The 18860-nt window shown below is 38.6% G+C and carries 11 protein-coding genes and 6 pseudogenes; 4 read left to right on the top strand and 13 right to left on the bottom strand.

The annotated features are described in order from the left end of the window. Positions 1 to 172: 172 nt before the first annotated feature. The 3 genes and pseudogenes from AACW90_RS17185 to AACW90_RS17175 form a co-directional block, all read right to left on the bottom strand. Positions 173 to 783: pseudogene (locus AACW90_RS17185) on the bottom strand (DDE-type integrase/transposase/recombinase); the annotation flags it as partial. Beyond that, a complete protein-coding gene (locus AACW90_RS17180) occupies positions 784 to 1179 on the bottom strand; it encodes a MerR family transcriptional regulator (protein ID WP_390237062.1) in 396 nt (131 codons plus the stop codon). Positions 1180 to 1558: 379 nt separating this feature from the next. Continuing rightward, positions 1559 to 2681: pseudogene (locus AACW90_RS17175) on the bottom strand (IS3 family transposase). A 234-nt stretch (positions 2682 to 2915) separates the two neighbouring features. On the opposite strand from AACW90_RS17175, the gene AACW90_RS17170 reads away from it, so the two are divergent. The 4 genes and pseudogenes from AACW90_RS17170 to AACW90_RS17155 all read left to right on the top strand — a co-directional run. Further along, a complete protein-coding gene (locus AACW90_RS17170) occupies positions 2916 to 3584 on the top strand; it encodes a cytochrome b (protein WP_390236870.1) in 669 nt (222 codons plus the stop codon). 298 nt (positions 3585 to 3882) lie between these two features. Further along, positions 3883 to 5040: pseudogene (locus AACW90_RS17165) on the top strand (IS3 family transposase). 25 nt (positions 5041 to 5065) lie between these two features. Beyond that, positions 5066 to 5300, top strand: a pseudogene (locus tag AACW90_RS17160) (IS3 family transposase); the annotation flags it as partial. A gap of 30 nt (positions 5301 to 5330) precedes the next feature. Then, positions 5331 to 5934, top strand: a pseudogene (locus AACW90_RS17155) (IS256 family transposase); the annotation flags it as partial. A gap of 98 nt (positions 5935 to 6032) precedes the next feature. Here the strand turns inward: AACW90_RS17155 and AACW90_RS17150 are convergent. From AACW90_RS17150 to AACW90_RS17105, 10 genes and pseudogenes are all read right to left on the bottom strand, one after another. Continuing rightward, positions 6033 to 7985 (bottom strand): HAMP domain-containing methyl-accepting chemotaxis protein, encoded by a 1953-nt coding sequence (locus AACW90_RS17150; protein WP_390236868.1) that lies wholly within the window; start codon positions 7983 to 7985, stop codon positions 6033 to 6035. A 164-nt stretch (positions 7986 to 8149) separates the two neighbouring features. After that, positions 8150 to 8479 carry a hypothetical protein gene (locus tag AACW90_RS17145; protein ID WP_390236866.1) on the bottom strand — a complete coding sequence of 110 codons (330 nt, stop codon included), beginning with the start codon at positions 8477 to 8479 and terminating at the stop codon, positions 8150 to 8152. Positions 8480 to 8685: 206 nt separating this feature from the next. Continuing rightward, positions 8686 to 9063 carry a cation transporter gene (locus AACW90_RS17140; RefSeq protein ID WP_390236864.1) on the bottom strand — a complete coding sequence of 126 codons (378 nt, stop codon included), beginning with the start codon at positions 9061 to 9063 and terminating at the stop codon, positions 8686 to 8688. 453 nt (positions 9064 to 9516) lie between these two features. Next, positions 9517 to 9660 (bottom strand): annotated as a pseudogene (locus tag AACW90_RS17135) (DUF2933 domain-containing protein); the annotation flags it as partial. 121 nt (positions 9661 to 9781) lie between these two features. Continuing rightward, positions 9782 to 10135 carry a cupredoxin domain-containing protein gene (locus AACW90_RS17130; RefSeq protein WP_390236860.1) on the bottom strand — a complete coding sequence of 118 codons (354 nt, stop codon included), beginning with the start codon at positions 10133 to 10135 and terminating at the stop codon, positions 9782 to 9784. Positions 10136 to 10144: 9 nt separating this feature from the next. Beyond that, positions 10145 to 12427, bottom strand: coding sequence for a heavy metal translocating P-type ATPase (locus AACW90_RS17125; protein ID WP_390236859.1), 2283 nt, complete (start codon positions 12425 to 12427; stop codon positions 10145 to 10147). A 292-nt stretch (positions 12428 to 12719) separates the two neighbouring features. After that, positions 12720 to 13640 carry a copper resistance protein B gene (locus AACW90_RS17120; RefSeq protein ID WP_390236857.1) on the bottom strand — a complete coding sequence of 307 codons (921 nt, stop codon included), beginning with the start codon at positions 13638 to 13640 and terminating at the stop codon, positions 12720 to 12722. After that, a complete protein-coding gene (locus tag AACW90_RS17115) occupies positions 13637 to 15373 on the bottom strand; it encodes a copper resistance system multicopper oxidase (RefSeq protein WP_390236855.1) in 1737 nt (578 codons plus the stop codon). Before AACW90_RS17115 ends, AACW90_RS17120 begins: the two co-directional genes overlap by 4 nt. 619 nt (positions 15374 to 15992) lie before the next feature. Further along, a complete protein-coding gene (locus AACW90_RS17110; RefSeq protein ID WP_390236853.1) occupies positions 15993 to 16433 on the bottom strand; it encodes a MerR family transcriptional regulator in 441 nt (146 codons plus the stop codon). A gap of 552 nt (positions 16434 to 16985) precedes the next feature. Continuing rightward, positions 16986 to 18332 carry a hypothetical protein gene (locus AACW90_RS17105; RefSeq protein WP_390236851.1) on the bottom strand — a complete coding sequence of 449 codons (1347 nt, stop codon included), beginning with the start codon at positions 18330 to 18332 and terminating at the stop codon, positions 16986 to 16988. Positions 18333 to 18860 lie beyond the last annotated feature (528 nt).

The following is an 18860-nucleotide window of genomic DNA, read 5'->3' as shown; positions in this document are numbered from 1 at the left end:
AATATTGGCGAGGCAACCCTCACCAAATAATGATACTAAGCAATCGACAGATCCAAGGAAGGACACATAAAGTCGATCACTATGTGGGTCAGAAAGCTCAGTACATTATTGGTACCATCTTTCAAGCATGAACCAACTTTCCTGTTAGTGTATGATGAAATCTAGCCAACACATTATTACTGTCATTATGGAATATGATTGTTCTAGGCTTAGCGCGTGATTCATAAGCAATCATAAATGCTTTATCTGTTAGCCGAGCATCAGGCGATAATGACATAGAGCAGCCAGCCACTTTTCGAACAAAGAGATCTATCAACACCATTAAATACATCTAGCGATTACCCGTCTAAATATAAGTAACATCACCCACTAAAGCCTCATTTGGATCAGTAACGGCAACTGCCTACTTAAGTGACTTGGAATTTCAATATGTTTCTGTGAACATTAAAGATTTCGCATAATATTTTTACACTCTAACTCTGCTTGAGTTTCTTAATTATCAAAAATTGTTCAGTGAGTTCTACATCATCAGGCTGCAGATTTTTGTAATACTTCATTATACTGCTCAAGGCGAGCCAATTTTTTCAGTTCACAAATTTCAGTGCGCCCAGGGGTTATAGGAAGTGCTCTAGCTGTTTTCCTCTAACATTCTTCTTTTAGTCGGCAAGTCCACTTATCCATCGTGGACTTGCCGACATTCATGACTTGTGTTTCTACAATAACTAAGTGATTTTGATCGAGAACTAATTGCTCAGCTTCTAGTTTGAAATCAGCGCTAAATAATCAATAACCTCTAGGCTGTAATCCTTCCAGTATCGCACAATTCGGTGTTTCATTCGCATTACATTGCTTCGACAATATCCTTAACGTCGATTGTATTGAATGTAGTGCATTAATTTTTTGTTCAATCCTATATAAGTGTTGATCTGTTATTTGTTTTACTCTTTTACTCTCACGTAGAGGATTTAGCCATAGTTCAAGTAAGGAATGTATCTCCCTGAGTGAAAAGCCAAGTTCTTTAGATTGACGTATAAAAGTTAGTTGGTTCAGATCATTATTGTTATATACACGATAACCGGACTGTGTGCGACAAACAGGTTTGATTAGACTTGTTTTTTCATAATGTCGTATCATTTTAGAAGAAAGTCCAGTTAACTTGCATGCTTCTCCGATTGTCACTAATCTTTTCAAGTTATGACTCCCTGTAGTAGTAAAAACGCCTCAATAGACTAATATATTTTCACTCATTGCCTTGTCTAAAATTTCTTATGAAAAGAAAGTAATTTTAAATCAACATGTTTATAATTTTTCAACATGGATTGAACTTACCAAAATTTGATTTTCCTTTAGATAAAGTATCTGTTGCATCAATATTCGCCAAGACGTACAGCTCTTTTTACCAACTACGACTTCATACTCATAGCTTTTACCCAAAAATCAATCTAGTTTATGATCAGGCTACACTTTGACATCATGTCAAGGTCAAGTAGATTACAAACTACGCTAACTGAAGTGTGATGTATGTCGCTAATTTAGAGGTTATGTAAACATCCCTATTTTAGTGGCACTCAAAATTAGAGCTTTCCCTTTGTTGCGATTTAACAAGATATTCCCAAGGTGTTAGATCTTCCAGTGAGTCATCTGGCCGCTCATGGTTATATTCTTTAACCCAAACTTCCGTTAGTTCGCGCACTTCACTCAGAGTCTTAAACACATACATATTCAGAATTGCATCACGGTAAGTTCGGTTAAAACGTTCAATATATGAATTCTGAGTAGGCCTCCCAGGTTTGATAAACTCCAGTTCAACTTGATTTATCTCAGCCCATTCAGCTAGTTTTAACGAAATAAATCCAGGTCCAATGTCCATTCGTATTTTTTCTGGGTAACCACGCCATGCGACAACCCGATCAAGTACTCGAAGGACACGTGTTGTCGGTAAACTCAAATCGATTTCTACAGCAAGTGCTTCACGATTAAAATCGTCTAAAAGGTTAAACGTACGAAAACGCCTGCCACACAGTAACGAATCGCTCATAAAATCCATAGACCAGCATACATTTGCTTTCTCTAGGACGCATAGCGGCATTGGATTATGAGTTGGCAATCGCCTCTTACCGCGTCGACGCATATTCAAGTTCAACAAACGGTATACTCGATGAACTCGCTTATGGTTCCATTTGTAATGCCATCGTTTTAGAATCTTAAATATCTTACTAAAATCGTAAGCGGGATAGCGTTCAACCGCTTTTTGAAGTGCATCAATGACCTCATCGTCTCGATGGGGATCAGCTTGATATTGATAAACTGAGTCACTAATGTCAACAACTCGGCAAGCTCTGCGTAGACTGATGTTGTGCGATTTTTTACATAATCAACCGGCGCACGGCGAACCGATGGCTTTACAGCTTTTTTTCGATAACGTCTTTAAGAATGGCGTGATCCAAACTCAAATCTGCGTACATTTGTTTTAATCGTCGGTTCTCCTCTTCAAGCTCTTTTAATCGCTTGATATCCGAGTTATTCATGCCGCCGTATTTGGACTTCCAGTTATAATACGTAGCATCTGAAATACCGTATTCACGGCAGGTATCCGATACCTTTCGGCCAGCCTCAACTTCCTTCAAGATCTTAACGATCTGCGATTCTGTATAGCGTGATTTTTCATCAGCGTTCTCCATTTGGTTTAGTTTAAACGGAATAACTCTAAATCGGAATTCATCTATTTTAGGGGATGGTTACAGTTACTGACACAGTTAAGTCGGCGTTGATAGTTGCGAGAACTTATTTAGAGCTTAATGGATTGAGTCAATAGTATTGACCTTTCCACAGTGTCAACCTGTATAAACGGAACAGAGACACCATATTCGAACGAATTTGTTCTATTTTCTTACTCAATTATACTAAAGGTTCACATGAGTCATTATTCCTTATCGGCAAAAATAATCCATTTTATTAGCGCGGTCTTAATAACTTCACTTACTATTTTGGGATTGTACATGGTTAGCGTAGAAGATAAAAAGTTGATGATCTTCTTATTTGATACACATAAATCTCTCGGTATATTAGTGCTTGTAACACTGGTTATTAGAATTATTTCCAAATTAAAATCAGAAAAAGTATATAAGTTAGATGGACACTCTTCAGTGGAAGACATATTGTCCTCGGTAATACAAAAAACCTTCTATTCGTTATTATTTATTGTACCCATTTCTGGATGGTTGATGACTAATGCAGCTGGATTCACAGTCTCAATGTTTGGTTTAATCGAATTACCTTCATTATCAATTGAGAGCGAGGCACTCATGACGGTTTATAGAGGTATTCATTTTTATTCTACGGCAATATTTACTTTTCTTATTGCAATACACGTGATTGGTGCTCTAAAACATCATTTTATTGATAAAGATGAAACTCTACAACGAATGTTTTCACATAAAGTTGGAACCTTAGGGGGAGTAACTATTGCAGTATTAACTGGTATGTTCTTGTTCTTTTCAGTTGAGTTATGGATTTCAGGTCTAGGCGAGAGCTCTACCACTCATGAAAAAGCGCATGATACATCTCATCAATCAGCCCACTAAAGATAATGGCACTTAATGTAAACTTTAATAACAGTTGGCTACGGCCAACCGTTATTAAAATCTATTGCACACTGGAAATGTCTTATATAAGGTACAGTGGCATCTAAACTATCGATTACAATCACATTTACATTGGTTATCAGATATAAATATTTTTCATAAAAGTAATAATATTCAATTTTGGATATTCATTTGTCCAATTGATTATATTGAAAAATGAATCAGGAGAGCCTGTAATGGTACGATGATCTTGGAGACTAATTAAGCCTTATAATCATATTATAAATGAGGCCAAATTATGAAACGAAAAGAACGAGTAATTATCTCAGAGCAGCAAAAACTCGAATACGCAAAAATGATGGTGGAAAATGGATACTCTAATCAGCAGATACAAGAAATATCAGGAGCATGTTCTTCCGCCGTGGTTCGATGGAAAAGACAATACAAAGCAGAAAAGTTAGGTATTACACCCCCATAGTCAAAAAGCAATAACACCTGAGCAACAACGAATACAAGAGTTGGAAGAACAGTTAGATAGGGCGAACCGAGACATCGATATATTAAAAAAAGCCAGCGCTTTGTTCATACGAGACAACTAAAACTGGATGTCGTCAGGCAGATGAAGAAAGCGTATCCGAACTATACTGTCTCTGAATTATGTAAAACACTTAAGGTGTCATTGAGTAATTTTTATTACAAAAAGGTCAATAAACTATGTGATATTCAACTCCGTCACCAGATCCAAGTAATATCAAGCGAATCAAACCACACTTATGGTAAACGTAGGATTAAGGAAGAGCTCATAGATAAAGGGGTGACAGTAAGTCTATATAAAGTTGCCAAGCTAATGAAAGAGCAAAATATTTATGTTCGTTATCCGAAAAAGAAACACTACTATCCAGATGCAGGACAAGAAAAGAGATATGCTCCGAACTTGCTAAATCGTCAATTTAATCCAGAGACTTACAACACTCATTGGGTGACAGACGTGACTTTTATCCGCTCTCATCAAGGATGGAGTTATCTTGCGTGCGTAATCGATCTAGCGACAAAAGAAGTCGTGGGATATGCGTTGTCTCGCTCCCCAGATACTAAATTAACGCTCGCCGCATTGAATCAGGCGATTATTAAGAAAAAACCAGATACAAGCCAACTAATGGTTCATTCAGATCAGGGATGCCATTATAGTTCGCATGGTTATCGAAATCACCTAAGTACTTTAAATATAACGCAAAGTATGAGTCGTAGAGGGAATTGTTGGGATAATTCAGTAATGGAACGATTCTTTAGAACATTAAAATCAGAACACTTAAATGTATTGAGCTTCATCAATCACCAAGCAGTGATATCAGAAGTGGAGAGCTATATTACCTTTTACAATTACAAGCGACGGCACAGCGGACTCAATTATCTAACTCCGCACAAACAATATATACAGATGAAAAAAGTGGCTTAAGAACTCTCCAGTATTAGTGGATCATTACAACTTGTTAGCGAGCATGAGCCGACGGGGAAATTGCCATGACAACGCAGTTGCAGAGAGCTTCTTCCAACTATTGAAACGTGAACGTATTAAAAAAAACCTACCTTACTAGAGAAAAAGCACGCAAAGATGTTTTCGATTACATCGAAATGTTCTATAACTCTAGACGTAAACATAGTCACGCTGGAAACATGCCGCCATTAATGTATGAACAGCTTGGAATTTACAAGTGAGAAGTTGTCTACGGTAAAGTGGTCGATTCACTTCTTGGTTTGTGGAGGTCTGAAACTGAAGGGGCGAAGTTCTGACTCAGCGTACTCACTGAACTTCAAAACCGAGGCGTGAATGATATTCTCATCACGTGCGTCGATGGCCTTAAGGGCTTTCCTGATGCTATCAATACCGTCTATCTAAAAACTCAAATCTAGCTTTGTATCGTACACATGATGAGAAACTCAATGAAATACGTTCCATGGAAAGACTACAAGACCATTAGCGAAGACTTAAAAGAAATCTATCAAGCCACGGCTGAAGATGAAGCGCTTTGGTGACAAATAGGATGAAAAGTATCCTCAAATCAGTCATTCGTGGACGGCACATTGGGACAATTTCAATACTCTGTTCAACTATCCTCAAAATATCCGTAGAGCTATCTACACAACGAATGCGATTGAGTCATTGAGCAGCGTGATCAGAAAAGCGACCAAGAAACGCAGACTGTTCCCGACAGGTGAATCGGCTAGAAAAGTGGTTTATCTAGCGATTATGTATGCTTCCAAGAGATGGACAATGCCCATTCATCACTGGAAGCAAGCACTAAACCGCTTTATGATTATGTTTGAAGAACGATTAACTGATTACTTGTAACCAAGAGCAGTTACACAGAATTATTTACAGGGTCTAATTTAACGATCAAAAGTTTTATTATTCACACCTTTTAGTTTTCATTAAACATTGCCCAATAATCAGCTTACTCGAAATTGACTTGTCATGTTATTTAACTGCAGAGCCAAGCTCTTAATATCCCGACTTACAGCATCTGTTTTTTTAGCAGTCAACATATTATCTTGTGCAATTTGCCTAACAGTCATTACATTCTCATTGATACTCTCCGCAACAATACTTTGTTGTTCCGATCCGTTAGCAATTTGTGTATTCATGTCTAATATTAATTTTACTGATTCTTCGATCGTAGTGAGTGCTTGTCCAGCATTTTCAATCTGTTCCATACTTTTAGTAGTTTGATTTCGTCCTTCATTCATTGCTTCAACTGTTATACCTATTCCTCCTTGTAATTTATCAGTAATAAAATCAATTTGAGCAATTGACTCTTGGGTACGTTGTGCAAGTGCTCGTACCTCATCAGCTACAACAGCAAAACCTCTTCCCTGTTCTCCTGCTCTAGCAGCTTCAATAGCGGCATTCAAAGCAAGGAGATTAGTTTGATCAGCCACTTCTCTGATTACTTTCAGTATATTTCCAATCTCAATAGAATCACTTTCTACAATAGAAAGTTTAGCCGCCGAATTATTCACACTCTCAACCAAAGAAATAATAGTTAAAACGGTTTGTTGGGTAATTTCATTCCCTTCAGAAGCTTTTAATTGTGCGTCAATAGCGGCATTCTCAGCATTTTTCGCATTTTGAGCGACGTCTTTTACTGTGCTTGCCATTTCCGTCATCGCTGTCGCGACTGAATCAGTTTCTCGCTCTTGCGTCTGAATACCAGTAGTCGATTCCTTTGTCACGCTAGTCATTTCTTCAGATGCTAGGTTTAGTTTCTGGTTTACTTGAGAGATAGTTCCCATCATAACTTTTAATTTTTCTACGGTATCGTTGATAGCATCAATTAATACACCAACTTCATCGGTCCGATTACCCTCATTCACTAATTTAAAAGCAAGGTTTCCTTGTGACATTGAGTTAGCAGCGTTGACTGCTAATGAAATCGGCTTAGTTATTGAAATAGTTATAGCATAGGTTGCTAGTAAACCGATGGATATTGCTATTATGGAGATGATTACACTTATTGTAATGCTTTGTTCCGTGGTTCTATCTAATTCCACTTTGGTAGCCAATTTTATACTGTTAACTCTAGACTGGATAGAATTTATATTCGTTTCGATCTCGGTTTCAATGGTTACTAGTTTTGAATTAATGAGATTATTACGTACTCTTACAATATCGAAAATAGCAGTCATTCCATCTAAATACGCTTTATGTGCTCCATGATAACTCATTAATAGTTCTTTAAGTTTTACAGAAGTTAATTTTTCTTCGAGTTCAACCACTTCAAGTTGTAATTCTTCCATATGTTTATTCGCCATGCTGAAAGTATCATCAGTGCTCGAATGGAGGAATTTCATAACAAACAAACGAGTTAAAAGAAGTTTTTCTTGAACTCGTGAGGCATGGTAGGCTACCAATAGGTCGTTCGTATCATAAGCTGACGTTGCTAAGTCGTTCATAACGGAAATCATTTTTAAACCACTAACTTCTAGTTGCCTATTGGTCACTTCGTTTCTTTCTTTTGTTAGTGCAACCACTTCAGAAAAAATAGTGTCATAATCTACTATTTTTCGAGATATATTTTCAACCAATTCTGCACTTTCATTCCCAAAAGATAATATATGACTCTTTAACGACTTATCTAAACTATTGATTTCCTCGTTATAAAGGTCGACATCACTACTATTATTTGAAAGCATAAAATCCTTCACATACTCCGAAACTTTCAGCATTTTGTTTTGGATATGATAACTAAACTCTGAAGCACTGGTTTGTTGGCTAAATGTCTTTATCCCATTATCAGCTTTTTTTAATGCAAATATGCTTACCAATAAAATAATGGAGAGAAATATCATGAGGGTACCAAAAACCAATCCTATCTTATGGCCTAACTTCAAATTATTTAACATATACTACTTCCATTGTCAGTTAACACTTAATATTATGATTTATATATTAAATAAAATTAATCTGTTTGATTCATATCATAATTAACCTATATAGTTTTATATTTAATCTAAAAAACTCGTAGATAAAGTGTAATACAATGCTTTTAAAATCAGTGACCTAGAGCTTAAGCCTTAAATTGATTGCCAGTTTCTGACTGATGTTCAACTAACTTAGTTTCAAAATTTAAATCATGTTCTTTCTTGTTGTTATATTCTTCTTTTCTCTTGTCATTGGACATCATGAATTTCATCATCACACCATGCATGATCAGACAGAAAACAATAGGTATGAGAGCTGTCCCTAACAAAGAAAAACTAAACGAGCCTAATGTAGTTGATAGTATTAATAAAGGTATACCTATCATTAAAATAATACATATCACCATCATCCAACCATGTCCTCTATGGCTTCCTCTTTCGGAATGACAACTTCTTACTTTGTTATTTGATTTCATAATTCGCTCCATATCGATACTTTAACTTGACTGCTATCAACCATATCAATTTGCACCTGTCAGGTTATGGGCTCTTTTCATGACAACCACGTCATTTTCACAATTTACAAACTATATATCCTTAAACTACCTCAAAATTAAAATAATTCGATTCCATTAAATATTTTTCAACTATTGCTAACTACGCAATCAAATTAGAGTACAAACTACTTGTTACGACGGCGTTTTGTTGCATTATTTAGTGACTGGTGACAGCTCCAGGGGGTGTGTTTTGCATTCTCTTTTACATTTTGATCGGCAAATTTGTAATAACTTTCTTTAGTATGAGTCCACCAATCATCATGAATTTCAGCACCGTATTTTCGAATTATATCCTCAATGCCGTCCAAGCAAAGACGACTTGCATCATAAGCTAAGCATATCTTTTCCTCATGATCATTGTACGATACCTCATCTAATCCAAATAAATGGTCAATTTCATCTAACATTACTCGTCGAGTTTCTGCATTAACTTGACTCAAGCGAAGATTGCGAACCACAAGATTGATTTCGTTCACGCTTACTCTATGTTTTTGGTTGTTCATAATTACTTCCTTTATCTAATTATCGAGATGGTAGTTACTTTAAACTCTGGTTTATTCTGCTAGGTATCCAACTCGGAGTAGCTTTCTGATAACGCAAGTATTAATTGTCAAATTCAATTTTTGCTTTTTGTTCCTCTTGGTAAGTAAATCGTCGATAAACCATTACTAAAATAGTAAATAGGATTAACGTAGGAATCGATGACCACTGCAATAAAAGCCAATCATAATTATGATAGATGATAGATATTAGATATTGAGGAGCTCTACAACGGGCGTACCAACCAGTTTTGGCTAACATTTCTGTAAATAATGCTAATACAAAAGCAGATAAAATACCTACGAGTCACCAGTCTGTGGCATCTTTGGCTTAATAAAGCTTAACGAAAAAAGATAAATATGATTGAATTTGACAATACTAATGGCCATAAACCATATAAAGTTTTTGTTTCCAGATTAATCTACTTTTCTGATATGGTTGTTATTATTTTCTGAGGGCGGTTGTATCCTTCTATCATTCTCATCTTGCTGACGAAGCCCATGACTTTTATGCATAAAGAGATGCATAATTGGACAAAATAACAAAACCAAATAGGGTAAAAATGGAACAAATGTTCTCCATGGTCAACCACTAGAAAATAAGAGGCAAACATTATCGAGCTTATCGCTACCCACTCTGTTGGAGTGGGCCAGAATTTAGTTTTCTGCTTAATTGATCACCTCATACCGCTTTGATAACACCACGATACATTTGCATCTGACAGTGAAAATCATATTCCCCGACTTCAAGACTAGGAAGAGACACGCTGCAGGGTTTATTTACAGGCAAGTTTTCAGATATATCTAACTCTGGAATTAGGACGATTTCTGAGCACGGAGACTTGTCATGCCTTACAAATTGTAATGTAAATGGTTTACCTGCAGGAACAGTAATGTGCGCTGGCATATAGACACCATCTTTGACTTCAATTGATATGTCACCTTCATTTAATTTCTGATCTGGTTCTTTATGCAACCAAAACCACCAGATTATTAGCCCTATTAATGACATACCAAGTATATTTATAATTATCATAATTGCCTCCTAGTGTTCTTCGGCTTTAAACCAGCGTAATCGATTAGCATTACTCACTACGGTTAGAGATGAGAAAGCCATAGCAGCACCCGCAATAACTGGGCTTAGTAAGACTCCAAAAAAAGGATAAAGTATGCCGGCAGCAACAGGGATGCCGGCTACGTTATAAATAAATGCACCAAATAGGTTCTGCTTAATATTGCGTAACGTCACTTTGCTTACAGCGATAGCATCCGCCAACCCATGAAGTGATCCGCGCATTAATGTAATATCAGCACTTTCTATAGCAACATCCGTACCTGTACCAATGGCGAAACCTACGTTCGCTAATGCCAGAGCCGGAGCATCATTTATACCATCACCCGTCATACCCACAATCTCTCCAGACAATTGCAATGCTTTTACCTTTTCGGCTTTGTCTTGTGGTAATACCTCGGCATAGAATTCGTCCACACCAACCTGTTTAGCCACTGCTGCTGCGGTGTCTCTATTGTCCCCCGTTAACATCACGACTTTGATACCATTAGATTTTAGCCTTGCAATGGCCTTTACAGAGTCGGGTTTGACGGGGTCAGCGACAGCGACGATGGCGGCTAACTTGCCGTCTATCGCAAAATACATCGGTGTTTTTGCCTCTTTAGCAAAATGTTGCGCTTTGTCGATAGCATCATCTAAATAAACGCCTTCCTCACGCATTAATTTTTCGTTACCAAACAATAAGTGTTGAGCTTCGCATTGCCCTTGTATTCCGTACCCGGAGATAGCCTTAAATTCAGTGATTTCGAGCAGATCGAGTGACTGTGATTTGGCACTTTCTACAATGGCCATCGCTAATGGATGCTCTGAATGAGACTCTATACTAGCGGCAAGTTGCAATACCTTTGTCTTATCAGTCGCATGGATGAGAGTAATATCAGTGACCGTTGGCGCTCCCTCTGTGATGGTGCCTGTTTTATCCAAGATCATCGTTGTGATTTTTGAGGCTGTTTGCAGGGCTTCACCATTTCGAATGAGTACTCCCGCTTCAGCTGCTTTGCCTACACCAACCATAACAGACATTGGTGTGGCTAATCCAAGTGCACACGGGCAAGCAATAATAAGTACGGTTGTCGCTGCTGCGATGGCAAAAGCAATACTCGGTTGTGGCCCAAAGTTAAACCAAACTAAAGCACTAACGACGGAAATGATCATCACAACCGGAACAAAGTACGCTGAAATCACATCGGCTAAACGACCAATCGGTGGTTTCGAATTTTGTGCTCTCTTCACCATGTTGATGATGTGTGCCAAAGCAGTGTCTTTTCCTACCCGGGTTGCTTTAAAGACAATGGAGCCTGTTTTATTTATTGTGCCAGAGACAACTTCTTTGCCTTTTCGTTTTTCAACAGGGATCGGCTCTCCTGTCAGCATAGATTCATCTATAGTGGTATTCCCGGTGATAACTTCACCATCAACTGGGATTTTTTCACCTGGACGTACTTTGACTAATTCATTTAATTGCACTTGTTCTATCGCAATATTAACTTCTTGACCATCGCGAATAACTGTCGCGGTTTTCGCCTGTAAACCAATCAAGCGCTTTATCGCTTCAGAAGTCTTGCCTCTAGCTTTTAGCTCCAAAGCTAAGCCAAGATTGATAAGACCAATGATCATTGCCGTCGCTTCAAAATAGACGTGGCGAGCCAATAGAGGCAAAGCGCCGGGGAAAAAGACCACGATCATAGAATAAACCCAAGCGGTACCGGTGCCTAATGCGATTAATGTATCCATATTTGCTGAATGATTTTTGAAGCTATTCCAAGCACCAACATAAAAGTGTTTACCCGAAAAATACATCACGCCAAACGTAATTAGTCCAATGCCTCCCCATACTATTTGCTCATTAATGCTCGTCACCGTCATTTCACCAACGACCAAGCTATAGATCATTAATGGAATACCTAAGGCTAAAGCCACCCAAGTATCACGTGTTAACGTTTTGTAGTAGAGCCATTCGGCCTGCTCCTTTTCAGTTAATACATCGCCTTCATTATCTGAATTGGACACAGTGGCATGGTAACCCGCTTGTTCAACTGCCTTTATCAGAGCTTCAGGTTCAGCCATCCCAGAAATTAAAACTGAGCGATCAGCGAAGTTCATTTGGGCCTGAGTGACTCCAGAAACCAAGGCGAGGGACGTTTCTATTTTATTGACACAACTGGCGCAGCTTGCTCCTTCGATGAAAAGTATTTGATGGGTATTTTCGTGATGATGGGAGCGCATCACTTTCTTATCTTTCTTTATCATATTCATACTTATCTCCATAATTAATGTGCTGACCGCTATACCTGATTGGTAAGAGCTTGCCTTTAACTAAATCTAACACCTATGTCTTAGATATAGGTCAAGCACGAAAATGAAAATAATTGCAGTAGGGAGGAAGCTCTATTACTTAGCTAATTTCTTCAAGCTGTTTTGCTCTAATACACATATACAATTTAAAAGAAACCATGTGAACCTCTCCTGAAATGCTGCTATTGATGGTATTTACGATCCCACTAACAAAATGGATTTTATTTTTCCTCGATCCATGCTTTTTTGTCAATTAAAACCAGAAACGAACACCTGCAACCCCAAATGTTTCTTGCGTCACACCATTTTCTTGTTTAAGAATATCTCGGGTATCACCCAACTTAACTTCCCACTCTACTCCGACATATGGAGCAAACTGCCGACTCAATTCATAACGCAGCCTTAAACCTGTTGCGACAGAAGAAAAACCACTCGCAATCTCTCTCTCTTTGTCATCTTTGCCATAGATGCTCATCTCTAACCGAGGTTGTAATATCAATTGTTGAGTGAGCAAAAGGTCATACTCAGTTTCTACATCAAGAGCAATTTGTCCATCCATACTCACAGAAGATTTAATATCAACCTCAAACCAGTAAGGAGCGAGTCCCTGAAAACCTGCTGTTATCCAAACTTGGTCTTTTTCGTCTCCAAAATTGTATCGGGCACCTATTTGTCTATCCCAGAAAGCACTAACTGCATGACTCCAGAGGAGTTCAGATGATGCATTGTTGAAGCTGTTATCATCGATTTTACCTTCACTACTAAAAATAGCTTTATCGTAGTCTCGTCCCCAGATAAATCTACCGTCAAAACTGAATGATTCATGCTCTTCAACGAAAGCATATTCAAATTTTTCAAAAGAGACATACCAGCGCGAATGGTCGTCGGCGAGGCTTAATTTATCTTTTCCCGTGATGGCATAGGGAGCAGATTCTAATGTGTAGTCACCAGAATAAATATTGGGGTCTCGGATATCATCAAAAAAAAACCCATTTGGAATCAATTTTATCTTCGATACTACTGACATATCATAAGGGTCATTGATATCTGCATATGAACTCAAGGAGAGAGCTAACATCGCAAAAACACTAATGATACTTACGGCGAATAATTTAAACGACTTCTGGCCAGAAAGACTACGATGCCCAATAGTGACAGATTTTACATTTTTCATGATACAACAACCTTTCGAAACATCCCTGCATCCATATGAAAGAGCAAGTGGCAATGCCACGCCCAAGCTCCAAGGGCATCAGCAGTAACCAAAAAACTGATCCGCTGAGCAGGTTGTACTGGAATAGTATGGCGACGAACTAACAATTCTCCATCAGAGCTCTCCAGTTCACTCCACATTCCATGTAAGTGCATTGGATGAGTCATCATGGTGTCGTTATGCAGTATAATTCTTACTCGCTCACCATATTTCAGATGAATGGGGGTTGACTCGCCAAACTCGACACCGTCAAAAGACCAAGTATAGCGTTTCATGTTCCCAGTTAAATGCAATTCAAGCTCACGTTCAGGTGGATGTAAATTATCGATTTTTATCAAACTTTTTAAATCGGAAAGCGTAAGGACCTTACGACAAGTTTTACGTAATCCAACTCCTGGGTCATCCAAACTAACGCGTGGTGTATCTACCCGCATATCAACACTTGGGCCATATTCGGTATTGGCATGTCGTACTTGTTGGCTAGGTTTGCCCATCAGATCATGAATATTTCTTCCATGAAGTGATGCTTCTATTGAAGAGATGCCCATCTTGCTATGACCCATATCTCCCATCATATCAACCATAGAAAGAGACTCTGGTTCATCCAAATCAGGAATGGTGGCTTTCAGTCCATACATGGTGGCTAACGTACCAGAAGCATAACCTGTTCTGTCCATGGCTTGAGCAAAAATCGTATTCGCATCTTTAGTCGGCTCAACCAATACGTCATAAGTCTCCCCCGGACCGAAACGAAACTCGTCTACCATAACCGGTTTAATGTTTAGTCCATCACTCTGCACAACCGTCATTTTGATACCAGGTATACGAACGTCATAGAAAGTATTTCCTGCTGCATTTATAAAACGAAGTCTTACTCGCTCGCCTTTGTGAAATAAGCCAGTCCAGCCCATATTCGGGACATTGCCATTTAATAGATAAGTGAGAGTTTTAGAAGACAAATCTGCCAGATCACTAGGACTCATGCGCATTTCGTTCCACATTTTTTTATTGGCATAAGTGGTTGCTAAACCCAGTTCAGACACTTGATTAATAGTTGAAATGGTTGTTGGTTGGTTGAAGTTGTAGAAATCACCCTGCATTTTCAGCTTGTTAAATACTGAATTCGGTTCCTCATCCGTCCAGTCGGATAATACGACCACATGATCCCTGTCATACTCAAATAGCTCTTTCTCTTTCGGTTCAATAATGATGGCCCCATACATTCCGGTCATCTCTTGCATTCCGGAATGGGAGTGATACCAATATGTACCACTTTGTTGAATCATAAATTTGTATGTAAATGATTCACCTGCTGGTATTCCAGAGAAACTCACTCCAGGTACTCCGTCCATCTGGTATGGTAGGATTAACCCGTGCCAGTGAATTGACGTCGACTCTTTAAGCTGATTGACAACCTTAATAGTAACAGCATCACCTTCTTTAAATTTTAACGTTGGTGCAGGTATTGAGCCGTTGATCGTCGTAGCAATGCGTTCTACACCCGTAAAGTTGACCAAGGATTCAAAAATGGTGAGCTCGAAGTACTTTCCTTCTAGAACTGGCATTTGTAAATTCATATCTCGTCGCGTACGAGCCCAAGCAGATGGTATATATTTGGAAAGTCCCATCACCACGCTTCCAGCGACAAAGCCTTGAACAAATATTCTCTTTGAAGGGTTAATAGGGGAAGACATCTTCACTCCTTGTTACATTGTTTATTTAACAAATATAGTGATAGAACGCTTTCAGCAAGCTGACGTTAGTATGAAATTAATGTCATCTATGTATGTTGATAGTATTAAGGGCTCACAAAACATTAATTCTTTTATTTTTTAAAATAAAAGAATTAGAGCGCATACATCTAGGCTGTAAATGTTAGAATTATCTAACGATATATTCGACTTTAATATCTTATTATTAGGTGTTCTTGTCTGGGAGACTTAATCTAACATGACTAAAATGTAACGGACCCGGCCGAAGTTAGTCATCATTCACGCTATTTTCTACAGTAAATTGAATTGATTGGTTATATTAGTGTTAAAACCAACGCCCACCGGAATACTGTCAGTTATTTCTGACTTGTGCCAGTCTCAAGGAATGCATTAATAGCCAAAAACTCAATACATTTGTAATAGGTATTTCATAATATTATTCGGGGACAGAAATGATGGACAGCCTATATCTGCGATTATTAGTATAGACATATTCTCATCTAGAGTAGCAATAAACTCGATCAGGGTCTTGCTTCCTTAATGAGAGTGCTAATTTACCTAAATATTTCATACGACTAATTCCAGATACACTGTAACTCTGTCATTTTTTTCCTTTGACAATTTGTGTATATTCAAAGTCATTGGACCATTGTTCAATTAAACAACAAACTGCTTTTCCATCAGGTTCCATATCTGGTTTACTTGCCCACTCGGACAAAGTATCTTCCATCATAGTAAGATGCTGATTCATCAATCCAATGTTCTGCTTCGTCTCAATTATTTTTATTCCGAGCATCTCTCTCACTTTCGGACAAGGAGAAGTACCTAATTCAGATAACGCGATTATTTCCTCTATCTCTTTTAAACTGAAACCGACATTTTTTGCTTGTGTAATAAATTTAAGTCGGGCTATCGCCTCTGAACCATAGAATTTATAACCATTAGTTGGGAGCCTCGTTGCCGATAACAATCCTTTTCGTGTATAAAAACGTACTGTCTCAGATGTAACTCCAACGTATTTTGCTAATTCAGTTGTCATCATGCTTAAATCTCTCTTTATAGTTATAAACGTCATTCTCTACAGTTTTAAAAATTAAGGGGTTTCCTACATAGAGTAAGAACAAAACTGCAGAAAACACTAAAAACACCGGAAGTAATAAACCAACTTTATGACTTCCTCTATTTGGGATTTTATTACAACAACTAATAATCGTTTCTCCTATCAATAAAGTCTAACCTTGTATGTTTAGTCAATAAAAATTGGTCACGACTCTAGATATTAACCAGAACAATCGCTCTGATTTTTTGGGTGTAAAGCCTCCATTGCATTGTATTGCTGAAGGTGAAGTTGGTTGTAATACTCACTGATTTATCGGATGATTTCTTGTGGGTCTCTGCAAAGCTACGATAACCCATCGTTGGTATCAACACGCTGGACTACGTCAATTCATTGCAACGGCTGCAAAGCGAATAGAGAGAGAAGAACGTCTCGTCAATCTGACAAGTGCAATCATCTTGAACGATTCTGCTAAGCTCGACAGAACAGTAAAACGGTCAAGCCAATGCTCGACCGTCATAAAATGTTTAGTGTCAATCAGAAGCCTACATTAAGCATCGCAACTATCTTGTACGTATCCTCAGAGTTCCCCTGGTAAAAATCACCCATAAATCCGTAGGACCCACGCAAGCTGAGGTCATATATGTCAGCGAACTTTTTTCCAAACTGGGCAGCTAATTCGGTACCAAGACTCGAACCGTTAGCCTGTGAAGTACTTTTTGGTGCATCGTCAGCAACGCTAAAGTAACCGACACCGTACTTCAGGTAGTAGTCTTCATCAAGTTGTTGGTCACCAGAAATCATTAGCCCTAGTAAACCGTACCCTTGATAAGCTGCATCATAAACTGCCTTTCCTCCTTGAGAACCATTGTTGTAGTAATAGTCTGTTCCGAAGATCATTAGATTACCGCTATTGAGCTCCCAACCTGACTGATTTGCGGCAAAACGATCTGTACCGTTGCTGCTGTCGTCAGCGGGGATATAAATGGCGTGAACCTTGATGCTACCCTCAGCCCAATGCTTTTTAGCATAAAGGTTTAGCATGAATGTGTCGCCATCAGTAGCATTGGAATCTACTCCAGACGCAAGTTTATAGAGTACCGAACCGCTATAAGCTATATCGCCTTGAGAAAAATCGACGTAGGAGCCGAGATAAATCTCGTCCGTTCGAGCAGCAGTGCCATTTATAGCATCTTCATTCCTGTTTTTAATCATGGCTCCGGTAAAACCGTAACTGAGATTATCGTTAGGGCTTAACTCACCATTCAACGTGTAGAAGTCAACATCGTCTGACGACTCTCTTTCACCTTCATCCCATTTGAACCAGCCTCCACTCAGAGTAGCCATATCTACATTGCCTAAAAACGAGATGCCATTCATATCATCGTCGGTAACGAAGCTCTCGTATTTGCCAAAACCATATCCCTGAATACCTGTTCGTACCTGCCAGTCGGTGTTCGGCACCCTAAAATCGACGTAAGCATTCTTAGTCTCTATACCAACACCATCGGAACTAAGTTTACCACCTGAGCCTGCAACGGTCTTGCTTCCGGTCTCGCCAAACGGAGCATCGTACTCGCCGTACCAGACTACGGTGACGTTATCGTGAAGGTCGCTCGTGACCTTCATACGTAGACGTTGATCAACCCAAGTACTGCTATTGTCCTCAGTTTCATCTAGGTTCTCCACCGTACTTTGTAAGCGGTAATAACCGTTAAACCTGATTGCGGACGTGTCATTTTTCAATAAATTGACTTCCGCTGTCAGTTGATCTATTTCGCCCTTCAACCCGTCTACAGACGGTGAAGCAACATTAGCTAATGCCGGTGCTGTAATTAATACCATTGCAAACGGAACGGCTACTTTTTTCAATTTTTCGCGCATTTACGCAATCTCCTTGTAAAGTCGAAATCCAACAAAGACCTATTTATTGTCATATAGTTTCGACATTTCTACCCCCCGAACCAACATTCTGAGGGACCATCTAATGCATGCCAGTACCAACAATGTCACGAAGAAAAAAGGGGGGGAGATGAGCCATGCAACACCAAGGTATTGAGGACTTCGATCCACTCAGCGATAATGAGACACTAACAAAGTAATATCACTCCAGTTTCTAATCAAAGAACAACTAAGCAAGTAGGGCTACTTGAATTGGGGCAATCATGGAGTTCTTTTGAGTAGGTGTAATCAATCTACTTTCCATCTAGATACACTAACAAGCTACTTCTGTCGCATTCATGACTTTAAAATGAAACATTTGTAATCTGCCGTATCTTCTTTTTAATTAGACAGATTTAAATGTTACCAGCCTGATTTTGGATATACGAAGAAAAGAAATGATGCGGTATTAGTTAATCAAGGAAGGTGATTATCAACAGCAGGCTTTGACTGAAGCAAGCTTTGCGGTCA

The sequence above is a fragment of the Vibrio frigidus genome, assembly GCF_042465995.1.
In the GTDB taxonomy this organism is placed as follows: domain Bacteria; phylum Pseudomonadota; class Gammaproteobacteria; order Enterobacterales; family Vibrionaceae; genus Vibrio.
This window is presented reverse-complemented; position numbering and strand designations above follow the sequence as displayed.

Excerpts from the sequence above, each read along its gene's own strand:
- AACW90_RS17170 (WP_390236870.1), top strand. The coding sequence starts at position 2,916 with ATGAGTCATTATTCCTTATCGGCAAAAATAATCCATTTTATTAGCGCG.
- AACW90_RS17150 (WP_390236868.1), bottom strand. The coding sequence starts at position 7,985 with ATGTTAAATAATTTGAAGTTAGGCCATAAGATAGGATTGGTTTTTGGT.
- AACW90_RS17145 (WP_390236866.1), bottom strand. The coding sequence starts at position 8,479 with ATGAAATCAAATAACAAAGTAAGAAGTTGTCATTCCGAAAGAGGAAGC.
- AACW90_RS17140 (WP_390236864.1), bottom strand. The coding sequence starts at position 9,063 with ATGAACAACCAAAAACATAGAGTAAGCGTGAACGAAATCAATCTTGTG.
- AACW90_RS17130 (WP_390236860.1), bottom strand. The coding sequence starts at position 10,135 with ATGATAATTATAAATATACTTGGTATGTCATTAATAGGGCTAATAATC.
- AACW90_RS17125 (WP_390236859.1), bottom strand. The coding sequence starts at position 12,427 with ATGAATATGATAAAGAAAGATAAGAAAGTGATGCGCTCCCATCATCAC.
- AACW90_RS17120 (WP_390236857.1), bottom strand. The coding sequence starts at position 13,640 with ATGAAAAATGTAAAATCTGTCACTATTGGGCATCGTAGTCTTTCTGGC.
- AACW90_RS17115 (WP_390236855.1), bottom strand. The coding sequence starts at position 15,373 with ATGTCTTCCCCTATTAACCCTTCAAAGAGAATATTTGTTCAAGGCTTT.
- AACW90_RS17110 (WP_390236853.1), bottom strand. The coding sequence starts at position 16,433 with ATGATGACAACTGAATTAGCAAAATACGTTGGAGTTACATCTGAGACA.
- AACW90_RS17105 (WP_390236851.1), bottom strand. The coding sequence starts at position 18,332 with ATGCGCGAAAAATTGAAAAAAGTAGCCGTTCCGTTTGCAATGGTATTA.